Annotated in this window: 18 protein-coding genes; 14 read left to right on the forward strand and 4 right to left on the reverse strand. The window is 43.7% G+C overall.

All coding sequences use genetic code 11. The features are described 5' to 3' along the window. Positions 1-31: 31 nt before the first annotated feature. From MuYL_RS05085 to MuYL_RS05100, 4 genes are all read left to right on the forward strand, one after another. A complete protein-coding gene (locus MuYL_RS05085) occupies positions 32-2,506 on the forward strand; it encodes a TonB-dependent receptor (protein WP_157740617.1) in 2,475 nt (824 codons plus the stop codon). A 77-nt stretch (positions 2,507-2,583) separates the two neighbouring features. Further along, the gene (locus tag MuYL_RS05090) at positions 2,584-2,952 is read left to right on the forward strand and encodes a hypothetical protein (protein WP_094569501.1); all 369 of its coding nucleotides are present in this window, start codon (positions 2,584-2,586) and stop codon (positions 2,950-2,952) included. Positions 2,953-3,159: 207 nt separating this feature from the next. Beyond that, on the forward strand, positions 3,160-5,337 hold the full coding sequence (locus tag MuYL_RS05095; protein WP_094569502.1) for a peptidase domain-containing ABC transporter: 2,178 nt from the start codon (positions 3,160-3,162) through the stop codon (positions 5,335-5,337). 81 nt (positions 5,338-5,418) lie between these two features. Further along, on the forward strand, positions 5,419-6,723 hold the full coding sequence (locus tag MuYL_RS05100; RefSeq protein WP_094569503.1) for an HlyD family efflux transporter periplasmic adaptor subunit: 1,305 nt from the start codon (positions 5,419-5,421) through the stop codon (positions 6,721-6,723). Positions 6,724-6,781: 58 nt separating this feature from the next. Here MuYL_RS05100 and MuYL_RS05105 read toward each other — a convergent pair whose 3' ends face one another. Beyond that, entirely contained in the window at positions 6,782-7,003 is a 222-nt protein-coding gene (locus tag MuYL_RS05105; protein ID WP_094569504.1) for a hypothetical protein, read from the reverse strand. A 76-nt stretch (positions 7,004-7,079) separates the two neighbouring features. Between MuYL_RS05105 and MuYL_RS05110 the strand changes: the two genes are divergently transcribed. After that, on the forward strand, positions 7,080-9,539 hold the full coding sequence (locus tag MuYL_RS05110) for a carboxypeptidase regulatory-like domain-containing protein (RefSeq protein ID WP_094569505.1): 2,460 nt from the start codon (positions 7,080-7,082) through the stop codon (positions 9,537-9,539). A 2-nt stretch (positions 9,540-9,541) separates the two neighbouring features. Here the strand turns inward: MuYL_RS05110 and MuYL_RS05115 are convergent, their stop codons facing one another. After that, positions 9,542-11,218, reverse strand: coding sequence for an ArnT family glycosyltransferase (locus tag MuYL_RS05115; protein WP_094569506.1), 1,677 nt, complete (start codon positions 11,216-11,218; stop codon positions 9,542-9,544). Positions 11,219-11,602: 384 nt separating this feature from the next. Between MuYL_RS05115 and MuYL_RS05120 the strand changes: the two genes are divergently transcribed. Continuing rightward, positions 11,603-12,121, forward strand: a complete 519-nt coding sequence (locus tag MuYL_RS05120) for a DUF2911 domain-containing protein (RefSeq protein WP_094569507.1) — start codon at positions 11,603-11,605, stop codon at positions 12,119-12,121. A 95-nt stretch (positions 12,122-12,216) separates the two neighbouring features. Beyond that, positions 12,217-13,329: a DUF3810 domain-containing protein gene (locus MuYL_RS05125; RefSeq protein WP_094569508.1), complete on the forward strand. Its 1,113-nt coding sequence runs from the start codon at positions 12,217-12,219 to the stop codon at positions 13,327-13,329. 30 nt (positions 13,330-13,359) lie between these two features. Here the strand turns inward: MuYL_RS05125 and MuYL_RS05130 are convergent, their stop codons facing one another. Then, the gene (locus MuYL_RS05130; RefSeq protein ID WP_094569509.1) at positions 13,360-13,881 is read right to left on the reverse strand and encodes a hypothetical protein; all 522 of its coding nucleotides are present in this window, start codon (positions 13,879-13,881) and stop codon (positions 13,360-13,362) included. A gap of 430 nt (positions 13,882-14,311) precedes the next feature. Here MuYL_RS05130 and MuYL_RS05135 point away from each other — a divergent pair, with 430 nt between their 5' ends. The 6 genes from MuYL_RS05135 (at position 14,312) to MuYL_RS05160 (ending at position 19,643) form a co-directional block, all read left to right on the forward strand. After that, positions 14,312-16,549, forward strand: a complete 2,238-nt coding sequence (locus MuYL_RS05135) for a penicillin acylase family protein (protein WP_094569510.1) — start codon at positions 14,312-14,314, stop codon at positions 16,547-16,549. A gap of 134 nt (positions 16,550-16,683) precedes the next feature. Beyond that, positions 16,684-17,175: a hypothetical protein gene (locus MuYL_RS05140; protein WP_094569511.1), complete on the forward strand. Its 492-nt coding sequence runs from the start codon at positions 16,684-16,686 to the stop codon at positions 17,173-17,175. A gap of 482 nt (positions 17,176-17,657) precedes the next feature. Further along, the gene (locus MuYL_RS05145) at positions 17,658-18,098 is read left to right on the forward strand and encodes a hypothetical protein (protein WP_157740619.1); all 441 of its coding nucleotides are present in this window, start codon (positions 17,658-17,660) and stop codon (positions 18,096-18,098) included. A gap of 193 nt (positions 18,099-18,291) precedes the next feature. Then, positions 18,292-18,861, forward strand: a complete 570-nt coding sequence (locus MuYL_RS05150; RefSeq protein WP_245845784.1) for an RNA polymerase sigma factor — start codon at positions 18,292-18,294, stop codon at positions 18,859-18,861. Between the two features lie 11 nt (positions 18,862-18,872). Continuing rightward, on the forward strand, positions 18,873-19,271 hold the full coding sequence (locus MuYL_RS05155) for a hypothetical protein (RefSeq protein ID WP_094569514.1): 399 nt from the start codon (positions 18,873-18,875) through the stop codon (positions 19,269-19,271). Between the two features lie 156 nt (positions 19,272-19,427). Further along, positions 19,428-19,643, forward strand: a complete 216-nt coding sequence (locus MuYL_RS05160) for a hypothetical protein (RefSeq protein WP_157740621.1) — start codon at positions 19,428-19,430, stop codon at positions 19,641-19,643. 61 nt (positions 19,644-19,704) lie between these two features. Here the strand turns inward: MuYL_RS05160 and MuYL_RS05165 are convergent, their stop codons facing one another. Then, positions 19,705-20,145, reverse strand: a complete 441-nt coding sequence (locus MuYL_RS05165) for a DUF1572 family protein (protein ID WP_094569516.1) — start codon at positions 20,143-20,145, stop codon at positions 19,705-19,707. A 736-nt stretch (positions 20,146-20,881) separates the two neighbouring features. Between MuYL_RS05165 and MuYL_RS05170 the strand changes: the two genes are divergently transcribed. Next, positions 20,882-23,290 (forward strand): ABC transporter permease, encoded by a 2,409-nt coding sequence (locus tag MuYL_RS05170; RefSeq protein ID WP_094569517.1) that lies wholly within the window; start codon positions 20,882-20,884, stop codon positions 23,288-23,290. Positions 23,291-23,686: the final 396 nt, after the last annotated feature.

Consider the following 23,686-nt stretch of genomic DNA (forward strand, 5'->3'; position numbering starts at 1 on the left):
TTGTACCGGGCAAATTCGATAGTTTCAAAAAATGAAAAAAATCACATCTTTTTTACGAATGTATGTCGTTTTCATCGTCACGGTTCATTTATCGGCCCAGGCGCAAACTGGTACGGCGCCATTAAAGTCTTTAAAAAACAAATTGGATATTTACAATGAAACCCATACTTGTGAGAAAGCTTATCTGCAATTTGATAAGCCTTACTACGCTGTTGGCGACACGATATATTTTAAAGCTTACGTCACGATAGGCGCGGAGCACAAATTGTCGGCATTGAGCGGCATTCTGCATGTGGATCTGATTGGTCCCAAAAACCAAATTCTGCGTAATATCAAACTACAGGTAACAGCAGGCACGTGCTGGGGAGATTTTGTGCTTACCGATACGCTGAAAGGCGGCGGTTACCTTATTAGGGCTTACACCAACTGGATGCGTAACGAGGGCGAGAATAGCTTTTTTGAGAAGGCTATTACGGTGTGCAGTTTGACAAGCGTCTCAAATTTCAAAGGCGGGAAACCACAAAGAAAGATAGCAACAATGCAGGAGCAACCTAAGCACGATGTGCAATTTATGCCTGAAGGCGGGTCGCTGGTAGCAGGTAATTATTCTAAAATTGCCTTTAAGGCAATAGGTGCTAATGGAAATTATCCAAATATAAAAGGAACGATAACCGATGAAACCGGCAACGAACTGGCAAGTTTTTCGGCTACCCATGCCGGGATGGGTTCGTTTACGTTTGTGCCGGAAGCCGGCAAGACTTATAACGCGAACATTGTGTATGATGACGGAACGCACGATGTGGTTGTTTTACCTAAAGCAACAGAAACAGGGTACACCATAAATGTCAACAACAATAATGCAGATACGCTGCGTATGAGGATAACAGCAGCAGCAAATAGTACAACTGATAAGCTAAGCCTTGTTGCACGGGCAGGTGGTACCATATATTATGCAGCAGATAAACAGCAAACAGGAGTAAAATTTTTTTCCGTAGCTATCCCTAAAAACATATTTCCAACTGGCATCGTGCAGTTCACGCTATACTCAGCGGATAAAGAGCCGTTAAACGAACGATTAGTATTCATCAATAACCACGACGAATTAAAGATGGGACTTACAACTGAAAAACGAAAATACAAAATCAGAGAAAAGGTAAATATTGCCCTAAATACACAGAGCAAAGCAAGCAAGCCTACAATGGGCAGTTTTTCAATTTCAGTTGTAGATGAAACTAAGGTGCCTGTAGATACGGTAAATGAAAACAATATACTGACCAGCTTATTACTGACCTCGAATCTGAAAGGTTATATAGATGCCCCGGCCTATTATTTTAGTAATAATAATGAGCAAACTCAAAGTGATCTTGACAACCTGCTACTGACCCAGGGTTACCGCCATTTTGAGTGGAAAGAAATAGATAGTAAAAAGCAGTCAGAGCCGAAATATCAGCCGGAAAAAGATTTTAGAATATCAGGTATAGTAAAGAGAAATGGCAAACCTGCAAACGGAGCTAAGGTAAGTTTAATTAGTAAGACAAATGGCTTTTTTATGATCGATACAGTTGCTGATAGCAGCGGTAGATTTGCGTTTGAACATTTGATATTTTCAGATAGTACCAAGTTTTTGATACAATCTAAAGTAGCCAAAGGGCAGGACAATGTTATCGTCGAAATGGATACGTTACCCGTGTCCAATCGCAATAGGTATGTCAGTCCCTTTAATTCGAAAAAGGACAATGGGCAAATTGATCTGAATACCTACGCCGTCAACCAGATGCAATTTTATGAAGAGCAAAAGAAATATGGTGTGAACCAGCACCCTGTGTTGTTGAACGAGGTGCATATAGCTGCTAAGAAAGAGTCGGCCATTCCGCATTCAGAAAATCTTAACGGCAGCGGGAATGCCGATCAGGTTTTGAACGCTAAACAATTGGAGAAAATGAATTGTGGAAAAATAGTAGATTGTCTGTCGGGAGTATTATCGGGCGTGATTTTCAGAGCGGGGGTGCCGCTTAATTCGCGGGCTCACCAAGCAGTTATGGCTGTTGTACTTGATGGGGTTTTTTTAGATAAGAGTGAGTATGATATTTTTGATTACCTGCATACAGAAGATATTGAGGGTATTGAGGTTGTACTTGGGCCTCATTATGCTGCTATATATGGAGACCGGATGGCTAACGGTGGATTAATTATTACCACCAAAAAAGCTAAAAAAATAAATAATTATTACCGCTACGCCCCGGGCGTAGTTACCTACATGCCTAAAGGCTTTTATAAAGCCCGCGAGTTTTATTCCCCACAATATGATAACCCGAAGACCAACACAAAGATTCCCGATCTGCGCAGCACCATTTACTGGAACCCCAATATTATAACCGATAAAGATGGCAAAGCTTCATTCTCTTATTTCAATGCTGACAGTAAGGGTACTTACCGGGTAGTTGTTGAAGGAATTGACGCAGATGGTAATTTGGGCAGGCAGGTTTACCGGTATACGGTTGAATAGCGTATTAAAAAGATAAAAGAAAATATACGAATGGGTTTCCGTTCAACCAGTTTTGTAGTATTTAAAATTTCATTTCCATGTATAAAACAAGGTGCTTAATAACGGTAATCTTAATAATAGTAAATTTTTCAAATGCTTTTAGTGCTGATATTTTAATAAAGTATATTATTGAAAAAGACGCTACACAACATGCTGTAAATAGTGTAAGCGATTATGTGCTGGACCTTATTAAAAATGGGAAGGATGCAATTGACTTAAACAGCAGGGTGAAAGCGCCGGGAGAACGAAAGATTATTTCTATTACGCCTGATCAGGAAATAGTAATTATTCGCTATAAAATAGGTAAAAGCGGAATTTATTATTTAACCGATCTTTTAGGGCACGAGGTGCTCCACTTTGAAATTACCTGGTCTGCCGAAACGGAAGCTGCAGAATTGCTTTGTTAGATTTCTGTTCTTTAGCAAAAGGATTTCAAAACGCATTTTTCGGACGGTTGATGATCAATGCAATTCCGCGTTACCTATTAATTTCAAAATCGGGGAAGATCTTGAATGTGGAGTTACCATACCCATCGCAAAAGGAAGAATTTAAGAGCGAATTAGAAAAATATTTGTAATTTTCCATTGAACATAATTTAAAGCATTCGATAACCTATGCCTTTTCCCCACTACAAACAACCTGATCAAATGGACTGCGGACCCACCTGCCTGCGCATGGTGGCTAAGCATTATGGCCGTAATTTTACTATCCAAACCTTGCGCACCATTTGCGAGATCAACAGGGAGGGGGTATCCCTATTAGGCATCAGCGACGCTTCCGAAAAAATTGGCTTTCGCTCATTGGGGGTTAAACTCAGTCCGCAGCAGTTAAAGGAAGCCGAATTGCCCTGCATTTTACATTGGCGGCAAAATCATTTTGTGGTGCTTTATAAAATAAAGAATAACAGGTATTACCTTTCTGATCCGGCCGCGGGGTTGGTTACCCTCAGCGAAGCTGATTTTACCCGCAGCTGGGTGAGCGACCTGGATACAGGCGAAGGCATTGCCCTGCTGATATCGCCAACGCCGCAATTTTATGAGCAGGATGATGAAAAAGGCACGGAAGTTAGCTGGTCGTTTTTGTTCCGGTACCTGATAGCTTACCGCAAGCTGGTTGTTCAGCTGCTTTTCGGCTTGGGCATAGGCAGTTTGCTGCAGCTGATCACGCCGTTTTTAACCCAGTCGGTAGTGGATATAGGCATTAATACGCGCAACCTTAACTTTGTATATATTATTTTAATTGCACAAACAGCGCTGATAATAGGGCGGGTAAGTGTGGAGTTTATCCGCTCATGGATCTTGCTGCACATCAGTACGCGCATCAATATCTCTATCCTTACCGACTTTTTGATTAAGCTGATGAAGCTGCCCATGAGCTTTTTCGATACCAAAATGACGGGCGATATTATGCAGCGCATGAACGATCAGCGAAACATCCAGACATTTTTAACAGGCTCAACGCTGAGTACGGTATTCTCCGTGTTTAACCTGGTGGTGTTTTCGGTAGTGCTGGCTTACTATAACATCGGTGTGTTTTTTGTATTTGCCGTTAGCAGCGCCCTGTACATAGCCTGGATAGTGATCTTTTTAAAACAGCGCAGGGTACTAAACTATAAAAGCTTTGAGGTATCGGCCAAAAACCAAAGTAGCATAGTGCAGCTTATTGGCGGCATGCAGGAAATAAAACTGAATAACTGCGAGCAGCAAAAGCGCTGGGAATGGGAGCACATTCAGGCGCGCCTGTTTAAGTTTAACGTAAAAAGCCTTGCACTAAGCCAGTACCAGCAGGGCGGTGCAACCTTTATTAACGAGGGTAAAAATATCCTGATCACCTTTTTAAGTGCACAGGCGGTAATAAACGGTAATTTAACCCTGGGTGCCATGGTTGCGGTGCAATATATTGTTGGCCAGCTAAGCAGCCCTATTGAACAATTGTTAGGGTTTATGCAGGGTTTCCAGGATGCCAAGATCAGTTTGGAAAGGCTAAACGAAATTCACCAGATGGAAGACGAGGAGCCGGTAAATAAAGAATGGAGCCACGAGCTTCCGGAAAATAAAAGCCTTAGCCTTAACAAACTTACCTTTCGCTATCCGGGTGCAGGCAATGAGCCTGTTCTGGAAAATATAGACCTGCAAATTCCGCAGGGTAAAACCACCGCTATTGTTGGGATGAGCGGCAGCGGAAAAACCACCATATTGAAACTGCTGCTGCGCTTTTACGAGCCGCAAAAAGGGGAGATCAGGGTAGGCGACCATTCCATTCACAACATTGGTTTTAAAACCTGGCGCGGGCAGTGCGGCGTGGTTATGCAGGACGGCTTTATTTTTTCTGACTCGATAGAACGAAACATAGCAGTTGGCGACGATTACCCGGATAAGGAAAAACTGCGCCACGCCATAAAGGTAGCTAACATCCAGGATTTTATTGACGGGCTGCCTTTAGGCCTCAATACCAAAATTGGAGCAGAAGGCAATGGCATAAGCCAGGGCCAGCGCCAGCGGATGCTGATAGCGCGCGCCGTTTACAAAAACCCGCAATATATATTTTTTGATGAGGCTACCAATGCGCTTGATGCTAACAACGAGCGGGTAATTATGGATAACCTTGCCGGGTTTTTTAAAGGGCGAACAGTAGTGATAGTAGCACACCGCTTAAGTACAGTTAGCAATGCCGATAATATTATTTTGCTTGACAAGGGCCATATTGTGGAGCAAGGCACGCACCAGCAGTTAACGGCGCTAAAGGGCGACTATTACAAGTTGGTAAAAAATCAGCTGGAGTTGGGTACTTAGTAACGGGTGGCCACTTTAAACAAAACCAGTTCAGAAATAACCTGGGAAACCATTTAAATAATTAGTGTAATCTATCATAATATGCCTTCAATTTACGCAGAAAAAAATACACAGCAAGCCCGTCACACAGACGATATGCAGGATATTATTACCGCAGTACCGGGTTGGTTGCTGAGCTGGGGTACATCTATGTTTTTTGGGATCCTGCTCTTAATAGGCGTGTTGGGCGCATTGATCAAATACCCTGACATTGTAAACGCGCAGTTAAAAATAGATTCGCCGAACTCACCCAAACCCGTGGTTTCAAAAATAGCGGGTAAACTGGTTACCCTGCTGGTAAAAGAAAATGAAGAGGTAAAAGCAAACCAGCCCTTAGCCTACCTTGAAAGTACAGCAAACCATGCTAAAGTGCTTTTAATGTTAAATAATTTAAAACAGTTACAGCAGCAGGTATTGCAAAATAAACCGATTGATAATGTGCTTTTTAATCAGCAGGATAATATTCAGCTCGGCGAACTGCAATCAGCCTATCAAACTTTTTTCCAGGAATACCTGGCCTATAAATCATCGGTAAATAATGGTTTTTTGGTTAAAAAGAAAGGCTACCTGCAACAGGACCTTCAATCGCTGACCAAACAGCAGGAGCAATTGAAAGCCCAAAAGTTGCTGGAACAAAAAGACCTTAAAATTGCCGTTGATGAATACGAAATGCACAAGAAACTTGCTGAGCAAAGGGTAGAAACCAAAAGAGAGTTTACCGATGCCGAAAGTAAATACCTGGGCAAGCAATCGTCAATAGTGCAAACGGAATCGGCTATTATAACGGGCGAAAATAATTATGCGGCTAAGCAAAAGGATATACTTGAACTGGAAAACCAGGTACAGGAAGAAAAATCAAAATTTTTGCAGGCAATTAACAGCCTGGTGAGCGGTGCGGAAGACTGGCAGGCTAAATACGTATTAAGCGCATCGCAAGCTGGCAGGCTGCAATATGCAGGTGTGATCCAGGAAAACCAGGTGTTAACGCCTGGGCAGGACGTTTTTTATATTAACCCCGGCAACGAAGCTTTTTTTGGCACCATGACCATCACCCAAAATAACATGGGTAAAGTTAGGGAGGGGCAGCAGGTGCTGATAAAGCTAAAAAGCTACCCTTTTGAAGAGTATGGCATGATAAGGGGCAAAATAAAATATATCTCGGACGTGCCGTATAAAGACAGCGTGTACGTTTCAAAAGTTGATTTTAAGATCAGGAATACATCAGACCTCAAAAAACCGATCCGCCTGAAGCAGGGGATGCTGGCGGATGCCGAGATCATTACCCAGGATGCTACCATTTTGCAGCGCCTTACCCGCAGCTTCTTTAAAATTATGGGGACGAAGTAAGGGCGAACGGCTATAGTAACGTTTGGTATTAAAAGACTATCATATTCAACAGATATTATCAAATAGTAGTCCAGGGCCCATTTTTGGTTCTGTATTTTCCGCTTTTTTTTCCCGCTCCAAAAAAATATTCTTTCTTTTTAAAAAGATAAGTATCTTTAAGCACCCAATATAAATCGCCAATACGCTTTGTTTTTAATGTGCTGCTTTTTAATAAGTTAACTTTTGTTTTTAAAGCAAATACCAGGTAGTTATTTATAGGTATTATCAGCGAAAAATTCAATTGGGCCGTGTTTTAAATCTTAATCACAACCAACCAAAAACGGAACCGCAAGTACTGTCTATAAAAAACCAAACTGATGAAAAAATCATTTTTTACCGTTATCCTGTTTGTTGCTCTTCATGCAACCGCCTTTTGCCAGGGCAGCAGCCCGGTGCTGGAAAACGCAGTATCAAAAATACAAAGCACAATTACCGGCCATATTATTGAAAAGGCCTATTTACATTTGGACAGGCCTTACCCTTATTACGTGGCCGGCGAGGTAGTTTACTTTAAGGCCTATGTTACCATGGGCGAACTGCACGAACCTTCGCGCATCAGCGGGATTTTACATGCCGACCTTTTAGGCAAGGGAGATGTTATATTGCAATCAGAAAATATCCAACTCACCAATGGCGTGGGATGGGGCGATTTTGTATTACCGGATACTTTACAAAAAGGCAGCTACCGTATAAGGGCTTATACCAACTGGATGCGCAACGGCGACCATGCCTATTACTTTGACCAGCATATTTCTGTAAGCTCAATTAATAATGTGGACAGGGTTACTGCCGTTGCAAAAATGTTCACGCAGCCGGCGATCCAGTTTTTTCCGGAGGCCGGGAACCTGGTTACAGATCTCCAGTCTAAAGTCGCTTTTAAGGCGGTAGGTACCGATGGATTGGGTATAAATGTGAAGGGTGTGATTTTAGATAACGAAAATAAAGAAGTTGCAAAAATTGCCGCCACCCACCTGGGGATGGGCGTATTTAATTTAACCCCCGAAGAGGGTAAAAAATACAAAGCCAAAATAACTTATAGCGATGGTTCGCAAAGCACGGTCAATTTGCCGGATGTTGAAGCAAAGGGAATTACGTTAGCCGTAAATAGCGACGACCCGGCGAAAATATCAATGGAAATTAAAGCTAACCGGGCATATTACAAAGAGAATATGAATAAAGAGCTTAACTTGCTGATTTATTGGGCTGGTTCGGTAAAGAAAATAAATACGAAGCTTGATAACTCAGTATTGGGCCTTGACGTGCCAACGGGTACACTGCGAACAGGGATATTACAGGTGACCCTGTTTTCGCAAACCGGTGAGCCACTGAACGAGCGACTGGCATTTATCCAAAACCCGGACCTGTTAAACCTGTCGCTTAATACCGGCAAACCCTCATTTGCAAAACGCGAAAATGTTAAGCTGAACTTTAATGCAAAAGATAACACGGGCAGTCCGGCAACCGGGTCGTTCTCGGTATCGGTTATAGACGAGAGTAAGATCCTGGTTGATGAAAATGCGGAAAGTACGATATTAAGCAACCTTTTGTTAACCACCGACTTAAAGGGGTACGTTGAAAAGCCCAACTACTATTTTGCAAATATTACAAAAGAGACTCGGGCCAATCTGGATGTGCTGATGCTTACACAGGGTTATCGCCGCTTTGCCTGGAAACAGTTGCTGAGCGATAATTCTACCGCAGCAGCGGCTGCTTATCAACCAGAACGCACTATTGATATTACCGGCAAAGTGAAAAGCAAAGCGGGTGTGCCTATGCCTAACGTTACCGTTACTTTATTGCCGGGTGCCGGTGGCGCAGTTAAAACTGCTGCTACAGACGCAACGGGGAGTTTTAAATTTGCCGATATGGTTTTTAATAGCGGCGAAAGATTCGTTTTAAAAACACAATCATCATCCGGAAAAAATGCTGCCGTTATAACACTTGATGCAGCGGCATCGGCGGCCGGTATAGATGCCGGAAATGGGATGTACGCCGGTTATAATTCAAATGCAGACATACTTTCTTCCCTTCAGAGCAGCTTAAAATCCGGGGACATGACCGCCAGTAACGAGTCAAAGGTGTACCTTAAAGGCGATAAGGTTACGGGTGCCAGGCGAAATGACAACTACAGGTCTTCTAATTTAGGCGGATCAGGCCATGCCGACCAGGTGATCCACGGTGATGATATTGCAGACGCATCCACGCTTTTAACTGCCTTGAACGGTATTGCGCGAGGCGTTGATTTTATTAACGGTGTTCCATATTTAAAAACTGCGCAAATAGCGTCGGCCACCGGCAGTGGTGCCGAGCCCATGCTGATAGTGATTAACGGTGTTAAAGGTGCCGGTACCGGTGGCATTAATGCCATTGAGCCAAGGGCAGTTGAAACGGTTGAAATTTTGAAGGGTACTAATGCGTCTATTTATGGTTTAGAGGGCGGTGCAGGGGCCATAGTAATTACCACCAGGATGGGGGCTGCCCCCGGTGCGGCAGCAAGCAAAGAAATGGCACCGGGTGTTTTCTCTTTTACGCCAACGGGCTTTTATAAAGCAAAGGAGTTTTATTCGCCAAATTATGAAGTTGCGCAGCCTGCGGGTAAAATGCCGGATGCACGCACCACGATATTCTGGAAACCGGATGTGGTTACCGGTACGGATGGAAACGCCACGTTTAATTTCTTTAACGCTGATGGTACAGGCACCTACCGGGTTGTGGTGGAAGGGATTGACAGCAAAGGAAATATCGGCAGGCAGGTTTATAAATATAAAGTTGAATAGCTTTAAAAACCGCCGGGAACGGGTTTTGTAATTAAATAAACATGGCCTAAAACTTCGTGCCTGGTAGTTTTATTGATGAATTTGGGCATGATGTTTTCTTGTGGATAAGTTATAAAGGAGTGTAGTACTGTAAACCTTGCGTGGGTTTGCACCAGGTAATCCATTGATAGCTGGTTTATATAAAATATAGCGGCTTTGGTAGAATTGAATTTATCAAACTGCGCTATTGGTAAATAGTTAACCGGCCGCCTGCAATAAAACTGGAACCCGTTGTTCTCCGTTTTTAAGGAATAGACCGGGAAGCCGTTAAACGGTTTTTGGTTTACGTATTCAGCAGCAGCAATCTCTCCCCTGTAAGCGGCAATCTCTTTAAAAAAAACAGTGTTAAGATAAAACCCGGTAAACAGGGCTGCCAAACAGCTAAAAATAAAAACTCTTTTTTGTAGCTCTTTAACATTTATTACTGCCAGTAACACCATCCCCCCAAACAAGGCAATATCCACCAAAAGTAACCAGCTGTTGGCTGGCTTTAAAAAATAATGAAGTAACAATATAATGGCGGGAAGTGTCACCACAAAAATCCACCACCCTATTAGTCGCAGCTTTGTACCAAATGCGCTGAGTTTTTCAACACAAACCGGGGCGGTAATTATAGCAAACAACGGAAAAATGGCGTTGGTGTAAAAAGGGAGCTGAAAGCCTGAAAGTGAAAATAGCACCAACAGCAGCAGTCCGCCGCTAAAAGTATAGTATTCGTTTAACTTATCGCCTCTAAAAAGTTTCTTTATATTTTTAAATATGGCGTAATAAAATAACAGGCACCATGGTGCAAAAGCCCATAGCAAGGTATGCAGGTAAAAAAACACACTGCCTGATACGGCTTTACGGTTGATAGGGCCGCTGTTTAAAAAACGGCCAAACTGGCTATCCCATAAAAACCATTTAATGCCCGAAACGTGCTGCATACCGAAAATTGTTTTTTCAGGATGGAGGTCAAACTGGATGTATAAAGCATAAAGCTCGGGCAGGGTGAATATAAACGTAAGTACGGCCAGTGCCAGCCATTTGAATTTAACTAAACCAGCCAGTTTTTTTTGAAAAATGAGCTGGCCCAGCAGTGCGCCGCCAATGGCAACCAACACAAACAGTCCCTTTGTCATAATGGCGCACGCGGTAAGCAGCGCCGCAAGTAAAAGGTCAGCAATAGTATAACGTTCCTGCAGTTTTGAAATATGATAGATGGCGCCGATGATTAAGCCCATTAAATAAGGTTCGGCCCTCAGGTCGGTATTGGACAGCAGCACGTGTTGCGCCGTCATAATTATCAGTACAGCAACAAAAGCGATGTCGCGGTTATAGAACTTGCGGGTGAACAGGAAAGTGTATAAAAGACTGATGCAAAAGAAAAGCAACGCAGGCAAACGATACGCCCAGGTGCTGATGCCAAATATTTTAAAGCTTAATAATACAGCCCAAAAAGGAAAATGCGGTTTATCAAGCCAGTCAACATTGGTATAGGTAAAAAGCTCAAAAAAGTCTTTTTTGTAGAGCAGGTTTTTAGCCAGTGAAGCATACAGGCCGGGATCGTCGGTAAAAAATTTAACGTTTATACCTGCCAGGTTAACTGCCAGCGCTAATACAAATAACAAAAGGTAAAATATTCTATTTGTATCCTTCATTTAGTATTTAAAACAGGTGCAAATGCAAGCGCAAATATAGGTTAAGGTATTAAATAAACTTACAAACGGGCAATTGTTAGCAGCTTTTAATAAAAAAACCCCACACCTTGCGGCATGAGGCCAAAAATCACAACAATTGTTTAACCTTTCGGTCAATTCCTAACTGCAATATGATTCTGATATTTAGAACGTTGCAATATTATTTTTGTTTTATAAGTACACTGTAATATTTATTTTTTTTAACAGTTAATTATTTAATAACAAAAGCCGTTTTGTTTGAATTATCACAGCAATGTAAAGGCGGAAGATTTAAACGGCTTAAAGTGATTAAATCCAAATTTCAGTCTATCTTTATCTGATATTATAACCAATAAAATATTTATTATGAAAGCATTATTTCAATTAAAAACACTATCTGTTTTAATGTGTGCCCTTTTTATGTCAACAATGGTAATGGCGCAGGATAAAAAACCTGCAAGCCCTCACGTTAGTGTAAAAGGTAAAGTAGCTGGTGCCAACATCAGCATCCGTTATGGAAGCCCTTATGTAAAAGGACGTAAAATTTGGGGCGGCTTAGAGCCTTATGGTAAGGTTTACCGGGCAGGAGCTGACTCAGCAACCACATTTACTACAGATAAAGCTATTACCGTTGGAGGTAAAGCATTACCGGCAGGTAAATATTCATTTTTTGTAATCCCGGTTGAAAAGGGAAAATGGACCGTTATTTTTAACAAAACTGCAGAGCAGTGGGGTGCATTTAAATATGACCAGGCCCAGGATGCATTACGTGTTATGGTAACGCCAAAAGCACACGCAATGACCGAGTCACTTACTTACGTGATCACAAAAAGCGGCTTTAGTATGAATTGGGATAAAATAAGCGTCCCGGTATCTGTTAAGTAATAGCCGACGTAGTAACACCTTAAAATAAAAGCCTTTCGCATTAGCGGGAGGCTTTTATATTTTCAAATACCCTGCTATTGCTATATTTACCGCCAATGTTAAACGCTGTGGATAAAAAAGCACTAAAAACCAGGGGTATTGCAATAGCTGCACTTGCCGTTGCTATTTATTTGCTGATGGTTTTTGCGAACCACCCCCATGCTGTGGAGCGATATTTTTCAACCGGCTTTTACCCGGTTATTTGCTGGCTGCTGCATCCCGTATTAAGTCTTTTTCCGTTTAGCATGGGCGATGTATTTTATATCGCTACTGTTTTGTATCTTATTTATACGCTCGTTAAGTTCTTAAAACTGCTTTTTAAAAAGGAGTTTTTCAGCGGAGCCTTGTTAGCGGCGGGCATGGTTATTAAGGTACAGGTGGCTATTTTGATCTTTTATTTGTTTTGGGGAATGAACTACTTTCGTCCCTTGGCTGGTGAAAGATTAAACCTCAGAGACACCAGCTATACTACGGCCAGCCTTAAAGCGGTTACCGCTATGCTTATTGACAGTGCCAATGCCACGCGTGCACGCTTAACACCGGCCGACCTGGCGCAGGACAACAGTACCATTTTTAAAACAGCCGTAATGGCCGTTAGTAAACTCTCAAACGATTCTGCCAGTTTCTGGGCTTATCATCCGGCTGTTAAGCCGTCTATATTAACGCCGTTGCTCAATTATATCGGCACTTCGGGGTATTTTAACCCTTTTACCGGTGAGGCGCAGGTAAATTACCAGATGCCGGTTTTTAACAGGCCGGTAGTTGCCTGCCACGAAATGTCGCACCAGATGGGGTACGGGCTTGAGGATGAGGCTGATTTTGGAGGATTCCTGGCCGGGATAGGTTCGCATGACAGGTTGTTGCGCTACTCAGCCTATCACCTTGCCGTTGATGAATTTATGCACGCGTTGTTTTACCGGGATAGCCTGGCCAATAAACAGCTTAAGCCGCGGGTGTCAAAGGCAGTTCACCAGGATTTTGTTAAGGAGCGCGCTTACTGGGTGTCCTACCAAAACAAAGCAGAAGTTATCACCAGTATTTTTTACGATCGTTTTTTAAAGGTTAATAACCAGCCGCAGGGCCTTGCCACTTATAACAGGATGGTGCTGTTGGTAATGGCAAAGTATGGAAAGCGTGCAGCTTACCCTGATCCGTTACCCGGACATTAGGTTAAGCCGTCCGCTTTTAAACTATAACTGCTAAAGTACTACTCCTGCCGGTGTAAATTTAAGGTCGTTGTGGCCAACCAAGGCTGCGGTTGCGTATCCAATATCGTTAATCAGCAGCTTTTCGTTTTCAGCCCTGATGTGCATGCCGTCAACAAGGAACTCACCGCGCACACGGATCACCACAACCGGGGCTTGTACATCCAGCTCGGCGGTAATGTTATGTTCAAGGCTCATTGCCGATTCGTCATCAAGCTGGTGAACCTCAATTAAAGTGGTGCCGTCAATCCTTAATACGCGGATGGTATCCCGTTCTACTTTAATCGTATAAGGCGCACCGGTTACTGCTTTGTTTGAAATTATGGTAACCGGGGTGCCATCTATATCCTTTATATCAATATCTACATCAAAGAAAGAATTTTCTGCCGGAGCCGAAGTGTCGTGATAAATGGCGTTGATCCTCAAAAAGTGATTCCAGTTTCCATCACTACCGTAACTGATAGTTTTGCCCGGAACAATAAAAGCACTTGTGCCTATTATAAATGCGTATTTCATGACTGTGTTGGTTAATAATACAGTAATAGCATATTGCATAAAAATGTTTCTTTTATTTTTTGAAAGGCGACATGTTGAAGATAAAAGACAGGCCAGTTGTTTGGTTTACGGGCATCAGGGAAACCAGGCGGGTGATTAGATCTTTAAAATCTGCCGCAAAAAAAATGCGTTCCGTATCTCACCCCGGAACGCACACAACATTTTTCTCAATAATGTTGATCAACTAAATCTCAGATAACATGTTTATGAAAATCCAAGCCCTTTATATTTAACTGATTATAAAATCAATAAAACAAAATCAAACTATTGTGTAACAACACAAATCCTATACCTGTTTATAAAATTTCGGGCTATATTAGCTAATTACAATATGCCAACGCACAACAGTAAGGAATTATTACATTAATAACTGTAAAAATAACACTAATTTATGATCTTGTACAAAAAAGACATATTTATTACAAAATATGCAGTAAAACTTGCTGATTTCGCTAAATGCCCATTGTTTATTGCAATACTGCTGCTGCCGGTATTCGCGGTTGCACAAAAGTATTCGCCTGCGCAAATAAGGCGTTTTAATGAACAGGCCAATGCCGTTACCATTATCCGCGATAACTGGGGGGTACCGCATATTTATGGAAAAACCGATGCTGACGTTGTTTTTGGGCTGATGTACACCCAATGCGAAGATAACTTTAAAGGCATTGAACAAAATTATTTGTACCAGCTGGGCAGGCAAAGCGAAGTGGATGGGGAGAAAAGCCTTTACACGGATGTACAGCTGCAATTAATTGCAGATACAGCCGATGCGATAAAAGACTATAAAGCGGCGGCGCCATGGTTCAGGAAATTAATGGATGCTTTTGCCGACGGTATGAACTATTATTTATACAAACACCCTGAGGTTAAACCTGCTGTTTTTCAGCATTTTGAACCCTGGTATGCGCTGATGTTTACGGACGGCAGCGTGGCAGCCACGGTTACCGGTGGCATTAACCTGGGGGAAACAAAAGCTTTTTATGGCGGCGACCCTGAAAAGCTGGGTGCAGTTTACCGGCCTGCTGCCGTTAGCGACAGGGAAACCGGATCTAACGGGTTTGCTATTGCCCCTGCTAAATCGGCATCGGGGCATGCCATGCTTTACATTAACCCGCATGTGCCGTTCTACTTCCGAAGCGAGGTGCAGCTGGTAAGCCAGCAGGGCTTAAATGTTTATGGTGCAGTTACCTGGGGGCAGTTTTTTGTTTACCAGGGATTTAACCCGCACTGCGGCTGGATGCACACCAGCAGCAGTGCCGATGTAGGCGACCTGTACGCTGAAAAAATGACTAAAAAAGACGGGCAATGGTATTACGAGTATGATGGGAAATTAAAGCCCGTGATTACCCGCAAGCTGGACCTCGGCATTAAAAACGGCAGCGTTACTGAACATAAGGTTATTACAGGGTATTACACGCAGCACGGGCCGGTGCTCGGTAGTCGTGGTGGCAAATGGCTTGCGCTAAAGGCCAATAACCGGTCATACAACGCGCTGCTCGAATCGTGGCTGATCACTAAGGCCAACACCTTTGCCGAATATAAAAAGGCGATGGCCTTGCTCTCCAACGGTACCAACAATACCGTTTATGCCGATGACCAGGGCAATATTGCTTTTTGGTACGGCAATTTTATGCCGAAACGAAACCCTGCATTTGACTGGCGCTTACCTGTTGACGGAAGTACATCGGCAACGGAATGGCAGGGGCTGCATCCGGTTGACGAAAGTGTGCACGTGTATAACCCGGCCAACGGATGGATCCAGAACTGTAACTCAACGCCATTTGCATCAGCAGGCAAATACAGTCCTGATAAGGCACAATATCCGGCATACATGGCGCCCGACGGGCAAAACTTCAGGGCAGTTAACGCCATAAAGCTATTGAGCGGAATAAATAAACTGAGTTTGGATGAACTGATAGCTAAAGGATATGACCATTACCTGGCTGCTTTTGACGTATTGCTGCCACCGCTGCTTAAAGCTTATGATGCAGGGTCCGATTCTGTTAAACAACAACTTGCCGGCCCGGTTGAAGCTATGCGTACCTGGGATAAATATTCGGCGGTAAACTCCGTTGCCACCACGCTGGCTGTTGAATGGGGAACGTTCATCATCAGCCGCCTGCCACCTGTAAAAACGGACGAGGAAGGCACCTATCAAACGGAAAGGGTAAATGCATTTATGCAAACCCTTACTGCCAAACAACAACTGGAAATTTTTACAGCAGCGGTAAAAAGCCTGGAAAAGCGTTACGGCACCTGGGCGATTAAATGGGGTGAGATCAACAGGTACCAGCGCCCTGCCGACGGTGTAACGTTTAGTGACGATGCGCCAAGCATGCCGGTTGCTGCCGTATCTTCGGCGTTTGGGCAGCTGCCATCGTTCCAGAGCCGCACCATGAATACCAAAAAGCGCTACGGTTATTCGGGCAACAGCTTTATTGCCGCTGTGGAATTTGGTGCCCGTATTAAGGCAAAAAGCGTTATCACCGGCGGTCAATCGTTTAATCCGGCATCCAAACACTATACTGATCAGGCTGGCATGTATATTGAAGGTAAGTTTAAGGATGTTTTGTTTTATAAGGCTGATGTGCTGAAACACGCCGAAAAAACCTATCATCCGGGGCAGTGAAGCGGTGCAGGATTTTAGAAGTAAATTTTTACTGCTTAATCTTGTTATTCTAATTCCGGCGCTAATCAGGTATATTTGGTAAGCGCAAAACGTCATTTTAAAATTAAAGTATTGAAAAAACAATTACTGCTGTTATGAAAAAATACCTGTTCTTTTTACCGGTGATGCTTTTGACAAGCCTAAGCATGTACGGCCAAAGTACAAAGTTTAGCGATCTGGTTTACTTTACCAGCTTAACCAATAGCGAAGTGTACGACAATTTGTTACAGGGAAACTCTTTTCGGCAGGATTACAGTACCGATGTTAACGGGCACGAGATTGAATATTTTAAAAGCATAACTGGCAAACCTGCTACCGAAAAAATTGTGGTGGGCAACTTTACCAAGCTATCTGATGGTGCAGTGCTGCATACCGTTAATTATACCTCAACCGATCCGCAGCATATTTTAAATATGATTGCGCAGGCTAAACGCTTCGGCCTCGAGATGAAATTTCATGGTGCTGATGAGGCCAACAACATTTACCTGTTGGATAACAGCTTTTACCGGGTAAGCATTTACCTGCGCCGCGATCAAACTTCAGGCCTGGTAGAGATCAAACAGAAAGAATATTTGGGGATAGAGTAGGCAGGGAAAACCGCCGGTAATTTACTGCATTGTACGCCCTTGTTGATGTTGTCACCAACAAGCTGGATGCGGCCTTTGGTGTATGTGACTCAGCCGTAACCAACTACACGTAATCCATGCCAACAAGCCCGATAAACCAAAGACTAAAAAGCAATGACTAAATTTGTAAAGATAATCATTTCACTTTTTTGCATTGCGTTAGGTTACGTTTTTGGATATATATCTTGGGGCGGTGTTTATGATTTTGGGAATCCTACTAACACGATTTTGTTTTGCTGTTCGAGCCCGTTAATAATAGGAGGATTTGTGTATTTTATCGTTGTTTTGGCTAAAAGAAAAAAAACAGTGGTCTAACATGTTTATACTCTCCTGACAACACCAGCAAAGGCGGTAGGTAACTAAAAAAACAGGAATGGTTACAAAGGTTGCTCGTTCACATATTTGCTAAACTTTCTTATCTTGGCAATAGCTAAACCGATGCAATGAAACTATTTTGCTCAACTATCGTGATGATTTCCACTATCCTCGCCTGGCACTGTTCTTATGCACAAACCGATTCAGCAACGGTGGAGCATCCTCCCAATGGACACAACTCCCCATATAGAATTGGCTTTGCCGATCTACAGCTCAATGCTGCATACTACGACGGTCAGCCGTTGGCTGTGATTGGTTACCTCAATCTTGGGTTTGAAATCGATGCTTTGTGGCTAAGTGAGGAGGAGTATAACACGCACAACTTTAAGAAGGCGATACCGCTGAGAATAGAAGAAAATACTCGAAAAACTGTCAGGCGGTTCAATCACCACTATGTGATTGTAGAGACTGTATTTCATCGTTTGGACAACGGACTTGGAACAATCACTAATGAACTGGAAGTAAAAAGCATAAAATTTAGTCGCGTTAAGGCGCCACAAATAAAATGAGCGCCGCTACCTGATTGTTCCGATCGGAGGTGGTGACAACACCAACAAATGCTAAAAAAGCAAGTTAAGCTGAAACATTTTATCTTTGAATACTCCAAATTGTTAAAACGGGCTAACGTCTTCACTTTTTTTCACAAATTTTAAAATGTTTCTGAAATACAGTCGTCTGCTCTATTAAATAACAGTAAATAAATTGATCACCGCCGTAATGCCCGAAGAAAACCACAAGACTATTATACAAGCTATTGGCGCGTATGGTAAAAACTTGCTGGGCTTTATCAGGCGCAGGGTAAAGAACGATGCCGATGCCGAAGACATTCTGCAGGATGTTTGGTACCAGTTCAGCTCGGTAATAAATTCAGAACCCATTGAGCAAACCGGGGCCTGGCTTTACAAGGTGGCACGCAATAAAATACTGGATAAGCATAAAAAGCATACCGAAACTTTGCTGGATGATATGCTGCCCGAAGAGGATGAAGACAATGCGTTTGACTTTAAATCCATCCTGATGACGGAAGCTAACACCCCCGAAACGGAGTATGTACGCAATCTTTTTTGGGAGCAGCTTTTTATAGCGCTTGATGAGCTGCCGACCGAGCAAAGGCAGGTGTTTATCTGGCATGAGCTGGACGACATCCCCTTTAGCGAGATTGCCCAAAACACCGGCGTAAACGTGCAAACCCTGGTATCGCGCAAGCGGTATGCGGTGGTGCACCTGCGCAAAAGGTTAAAACAATTGTACGAGGAAATTACACAATATTAAAAGACATTAACATGAAATCATTTTTTTATAAAGGGCGATTTATTTTTATTCCGCTGGCAGGGGCCGCCTTCCTGTCGCTCATCAGCTTTGTGGTGATGAGTTTATGGAACTGCCTGCTGCCCGACATTCTGCATGTAGCAGCTATTACTTTCTGGCAGGCCATGGGCATATTTGTTTTATGCAAAATACTTTTCGGCTTTGGCAAAGGCGGCGGCCCCGGCAAATGGGGGGGCGGTGCACCATGGATGCGCAGGCGCATGGAAGAAAAGTTTAAAGCCATGACACCCGAAGAACGCGAAAAATTTAAAGAGAAATGGCAAAACTGCGGCCATGGCCGTTGGGGCAGGCATGCCGGCAACCCGTATGATAAATATTGGGACGAGCCTAAAAGCGCAGAAAAAGAATTATAACGCTGCACGCAGCAAGCCGGAGCCGGGGACTACCCGGCACCGGGCTGCTGCTTTTAAACTATCACCTAAAATAAAACTGCGGCGGTTTGTCCGGTTTTAGCATTCTTAATAGTTATTGATCCAGACTATTTACTTATTTACCAAATGAAAAACACCATGGATATATTAGTATTTACAACAAACATTGAAAAACCCGAGCACATTAACCAGGTAAAACCCCTGCTAACTGCTGTGCCGGCAATTACCGGCTGGAACTTTGACCTGGAAGATTGTGATAATATTTTGCGTGTAGAAGCCAGCAACGTATCGCCGCGGTATATTGAATTGCTGCTGCAAACGGCAGGTTACCATTGCCGGGAGCTGGAGTATTGATTCAGGTTAAAGAATTTATTCCTAATATCTAATACCTTGGATCTGGTCTCGCCCCTTCTTATTATCCTTCCAGTATCCGCCTTAAATAATTGATCTGCCCTAAGTGGTAATTGAGGTGGCCGTGAAAATAAACCAGGTAAAAGCCGGTGCTTTTTTGTCCCTGAATTTCCAGCGGGTAGGTTTCATCCAGCTGTTGGCGGGTAATGTTGCCTAACGTGGTTTTTATCACCTCAATTAAATGTTCAATGCCTGCAATCAGTTGTTCGCGGGGTATATCCGTTGCCGAAAACTCCAGCTCGCGGTTGCGTACATAGCCGTTATGGGCAATGGTGGTGCCGATACAAAAATTAAGGCTGCCGGTTAAATGCAGCACCAGCGTACCCGCCGAATTGCTGATGCCATCTTCTTTGCGCCACAGGTTATCTTCGTCTTTAAAGTTTTTTACCTCATCGCGCAGTTTTAAAAGGTCGCGTTCAAAAAGTTCGGCAATGTAATTTTCCATGGGGGTTGGTTTTTAATTGGTTTTACGCTGCAAGATAACAACAGGTAAGTTAACGGGATGTAATATTTACTACAGGTTGGGCGAAGCGAAGACCGGGTGAGTAAATTCTGCGGTTGCCAGGCGTACAGTTAACTCACCCGACTACGCTTCGCTGGTCGACCTCTCTTCGCCTGCGGCGGAAAGAGGTGAGGGGAACAGATCAAGGGATTTTCTTACGCCCTCTTTGCCGCTTGCGGAAGAGAGGGCAGGTCGGGCGCAGCGAAGACCGGGTGAGTAAAATTCTGCGGTTGCCAAGCGTACAGTTAACTCACCCGACTACGCTTCGCTGGTCGACCTCTCTTCGCCTGCGGCGGAAAGAGGTTGGGGAAAGGATACAAGCGATTTCTTGAGCCCTCTTTACCGCTTGCGGAAGAGAGGGCAGGTCGGGCGCAGCGAAGACCGGGTGAGTAAAATTCTGCGGTTGCCAAGCGTACAGTTAACTCACCCGACTACGCTTCGCTGGTCGACCTCTCTTCGCCTGCGGCGGAAAGAGGTTGGGGAAAGGATACAAGCGATTTCTTGAGCCCTCTTTACCGCTTGCGGAAGAGAGGGCTGGTTGGGCGAAGCGAAGACCGGGTGAGTAAATTCTGCGTGCGATGTTACCGGCGGTTGCCATCCCTGTTAAAATATGTTAATGTTATAAAAGCAAAGCAGTTATATCCCTATTTTTAATTCATCATTACCAAAAATCACAAATATGCTGCAAAACTACTTCACTATGGCATGGCGCAGTCTTTTGAAAAACAAAGGATTTGCCGTTATCAATATTTTTGGCCTTTCGGTAGGCATAGCGTTCACCCTGCTTATCGGCGCTTATGTTTGGGGCGAGCTGCGGGTAAACCAGTCCCTTAAAAATGCCGATAACCAGTATATTTTGCAAAGCCGGTGGAAAGACCCAAACCTGGGCTTTGAGCTGGGCACCATAGCGCAGCTGCCCAAAACCTTAAAAGAAGTTTACCCAACACTGGTGGCCAACTATTACCATTGGGATGGGGTTACCAGCAATGTATCAAAGGGCGATAAGCATTTTCGCGAAAGTATCCAGGTGGGCGACAGCACGCTGTTAAAGATGTACGGTTTTGCCCTACAGCGCGGCAACGCCGAAACTGCTTTTAATGATCCTTTTTCGGCAGTTATAACCCCCTCGCTGGCTATAAAATATTTCGGCAGTACGGATGTTGTGGGGCAAACGCTCACCATTGAAAACTTTTCGGGCTCGAAGCATGATTTTACCATATCGGGAGTGCTGGACGAGCCTGCACGCAATTCCGTAACCAGCGTTAACGACAATAACCATAGCAACATCTTCCTGCCCGAAAAAGCATCGGTGTTTTTAGGCCGTAACCTTACCGGCTGGAACAATACCAGCCTGGTAGGCTATATTGAACTGCAAAAGGGTGTTACCCCGGCGCAGCTTGAAGCACCTATGCGGCACCTGATAAAAGAAAACGCCCCGCAGCAAATCAGTGATAACCTTACACCTTATCTGGTGCCCTTAAAAAGTTATTACCGGCAGGCTAACGGCGGTACGGTAAATAAAATGATCTATACGCTTTCATTTATTGCCTTCTTTATTTTGCTGATGGCGGTTATCAACTTTGTGAACATCTGTATCGGCCGGTCGTCATCCAGGATGAAGGAGATGGGCATCCGCAAGGTTTTAGGCGGATTAAGGAAGCAGCTGATCTGGCAGTTTTTAATAGAATCTACCCTTTTGGTGCTCATGGCCACCTTTATTGCAATGGCATTGTACCTATTAGCCCGGCCATATTTAAGCGATGTTTTAGGGAAACCAATCACCGGACTGTTTGCATTCCCCTGGTATTTTTATTTACTTCCGTTTGTATTTGCGGTATTTGTTGGGTTGCTGGCGGGCATTTATCCGGCGTTGGTGTTATCCGCCTTAAAATCGGTAGATTCATTAAAAGGCAAGTTAACCACTGTTAAAGACAGTGTGCTGTTCCGCAAGGCACTGGTGGCCTTTCAGTTCGGTACAGCTGCATTGGTATTTATCGGCGCCATAATTATCTCGCAGCAGGTAGATCTGTTTTTTGGTAAAGACCTCGGTTTTAAAAAAGATTATATTGTGTATGCCCAGGTACCCCGCGACTGGAGTAAGAAAGGGGTACAAAAAATGGAAGCTATCCGTTACCAGCTGGCGCAAACGCCTTCGGTTAGCAGCGTGGCACTTTCATGGGAGATTCCTGATGGCGGCAATGGCGGCCCCACACAAATTTACAGGCAGGGCACTGATCCTAAACAAGCCTTAACCACCCAGGGCCTGAGTGCCGATAACCAATACGCCTTAACTTATAACATCCCGATGCTGGCAGGCTCGTTTTTTAGCCCGGTTTACAGCGCTATTGATTCGGCAAAAGTTGTTATCAATGAAACTGCTTCAAAGGCGCTTGGCTATAAAGATGCAGGCGATGCTGTTGGTAAACAGGTAAATGTTGCAGGTATTACTACGCCGTTTATTATTAGCGGGGTTACAAAAGATTTTCATTTTGGCTCAATGCAGGAAAGTATTAAACCAGTTACATTTTTAAACGTAAATTTTACGGCCTATTACCGTTTCTTTTCTGTTAAACTAAAGCCCGGCGACGCGCAAAAAAGCATAGCAGCCTTACAGCAAAAATGGAGCAGCTTAATGCCTGATGCCCCTTTTGAATATCATTTTTTGGATGAGGCGCTAACCCATATTTACCAAACCGAGATCCAGCTGAAAAAAGCATCGTACATAGCCGGGTTGCTGGCCATAGTTATTGTGCTGCTGGGCGTATTGGGGCTGGTATCATTAAGCATTCAGAAGCGCACCCGCGAGATCGGGATCCGTAAAGTGCTGGGAGCATCTGTGGTCGGTATTATCAACCTGTTTTTAAAGGATTTTTTGGCGATAGTTATTATTGCGGGGATAATATCATGCCCGCTGGCTTACTTAATTATGCACAGCTGGCTCAATGGTTATGCGTATCGCATTTCAATTACCGGCTATCCTTTTATTATCGCCATAGCAACAATCAGCCTGCTTACGGTGGTGCTGATAACGCTGCAAACCATTAAAGCCGCCATCAGCAACCCTGTTAAAAGTTTAAGAACGGAATAGGTAGCCGGGATATGGGATCTTAAAAAAAGGAAAACACATGTTTCGCTGCAGCTTTTTGTTCCTCCAAGGGCTAAAGTACCAGGCTCTTTACCTCGGTTGGAGTTTGATATTATTTTTCTTAGCGAGTAAGAACAATAAGCAAAAAGCTTGATAATTACGGCGAAGCATGGTGTTTTACCCTAAAAAACAATGAGAAGTAACCACTTATATTTTCACCTGGTTATTTCCTATTACGGGGGTAAAGATTTGAATGATACAAAGGGTTCAAAATAATTGGTGGGATGGTTGCAAGTTGTACGGTTAACTCACCCGACTACGCTCCGCTGGTCGACCGCTCTTCACCTGCCGTGGAAAGAGGTGGGGGAAAAGATAAAATGAATTTCTTGGGCCCTCTTT

Origin of the sequence: Mucilaginibacter xinganensis (genome assembly GCF_002257585.1) — a bacterium.
GTDB classification, from domain to species: Bacteria; Bacteroidota; Bacteroidia; order Sphingobacteriales; family Sphingobacteriaceae; genus Mucilaginibacter; species Mucilaginibacter xinganensis.

What these genes read in the sequence shown, in the direction of transcription:
- MuYL_RS05165 (WP_094569516.1), bottom strand. Translation starts at nt 20,145, where the DNA reads ATGGAAAATTACATTGCCGAACTTTTTGAACGCGACCTTTTAAAACTG.
- MuYL_RS05155 (WP_094569514.1), top strand. Translation starts at nt 18,873, where the DNA reads ATGAAATCATTTTTTTATAAAGGGCGATTTATTTTTATTCCGCTGGCA.
- MuYL_RS05140 (WP_094569511.1), top strand. Translation starts at nt 16,684, where the DNA reads ATGAAAAAATACCTGTTCTTTTTACCGGTGATGCTTTTGACAAGCCTA.
- MuYL_RS05115 (WP_094569506.1), bottom strand. Translation starts at nt 11,218, where the DNA reads ATGAAGGATACAAATAGAATATTTTACCTTTTGTTATTTGTATTAGCG.
- MuYL_RS05130 (WP_094569509.1), bottom strand. Translation starts at nt 13,881, where the DNA reads ATGAAATACGCATTTATAATAGGCACAAGTGCTTTTATTGTTCCGGGC.
- MuYL_RS05100 (WP_094569503.1), top strand. Translation starts at nt 5,419, where the DNA reads ATGCCTTCAATTTACGCAGAAAAAAATACACAGCAAGCCCGTCACACA.
- MuYL_RS05135 (WP_094569510.1), top strand. Translation starts at nt 14,312, where the DNA reads ATGATCTTGTACAAAAAAGACATATTTATTACAAAATATGCAGTAAAA.
- MuYL_RS05110 (WP_094569505.1), top strand. Translation starts at nt 7,080, where the DNA reads ATGAAAAAATCATTTTTTACCGTTATCCTGTTTGTTGCTCTTCATGCA.
- MuYL_RS05090 (WP_094569501.1), top strand. Translation starts at nt 2,584, where the DNA reads ATGTATAAAACAAGGTGCTTAATAACGGTAATCTTAATAATAGTAAAT.
- MuYL_RS05120 (WP_094569507.1), top strand. Translation starts at nt 11,603, where the DNA reads ATGAAAGCATTATTTCAATTAAAAACACTATCTGTTTTAATGTGTGCC.
- MuYL_RS05160 (WP_157740621.1), top strand. Translation starts at nt 19,428, where the DNA reads ATGGATATATTAGTATTTACAACAAACATTGAAAAACCCGAGCACATT.
- MuYL_RS05085 (WP_157740617.1), top strand. Translation starts at nt 32, where the DNA reads ATGAAAAAAATCACATCTTTTTTACGAATGTATGTCGTTTTCATCGTC.
- MuYL_RS05145 (WP_157740619.1), top strand. Translation starts at nt 17,658, where the DNA reads ATGAAACTATTTTGCTCAACTATCGTGATGATTTCCACTATCCTCGCC.
- MuYL_RS05170 (WP_094569517.1), top strand. Translation starts at nt 20,882, where the DNA reads ATGCTGCAAAACTACTTCACTATGGCATGGCGCAGTCTTTTGAAAAAC.
- MuYL_RS05125 (WP_094569508.1), top strand. Translation starts at nt 12,217, where the DNA reads ATGTTAAACGCTGTGGATAAAAAAGCACTAAAAACCAGGGGTATTGCA.
- MuYL_RS05095 (WP_094569502.1), top strand. Translation starts at nt 3,160, where the DNA reads ATGCCTTTTCCCCACTACAAACAACCTGATCAAATGGACTGCGGACCC.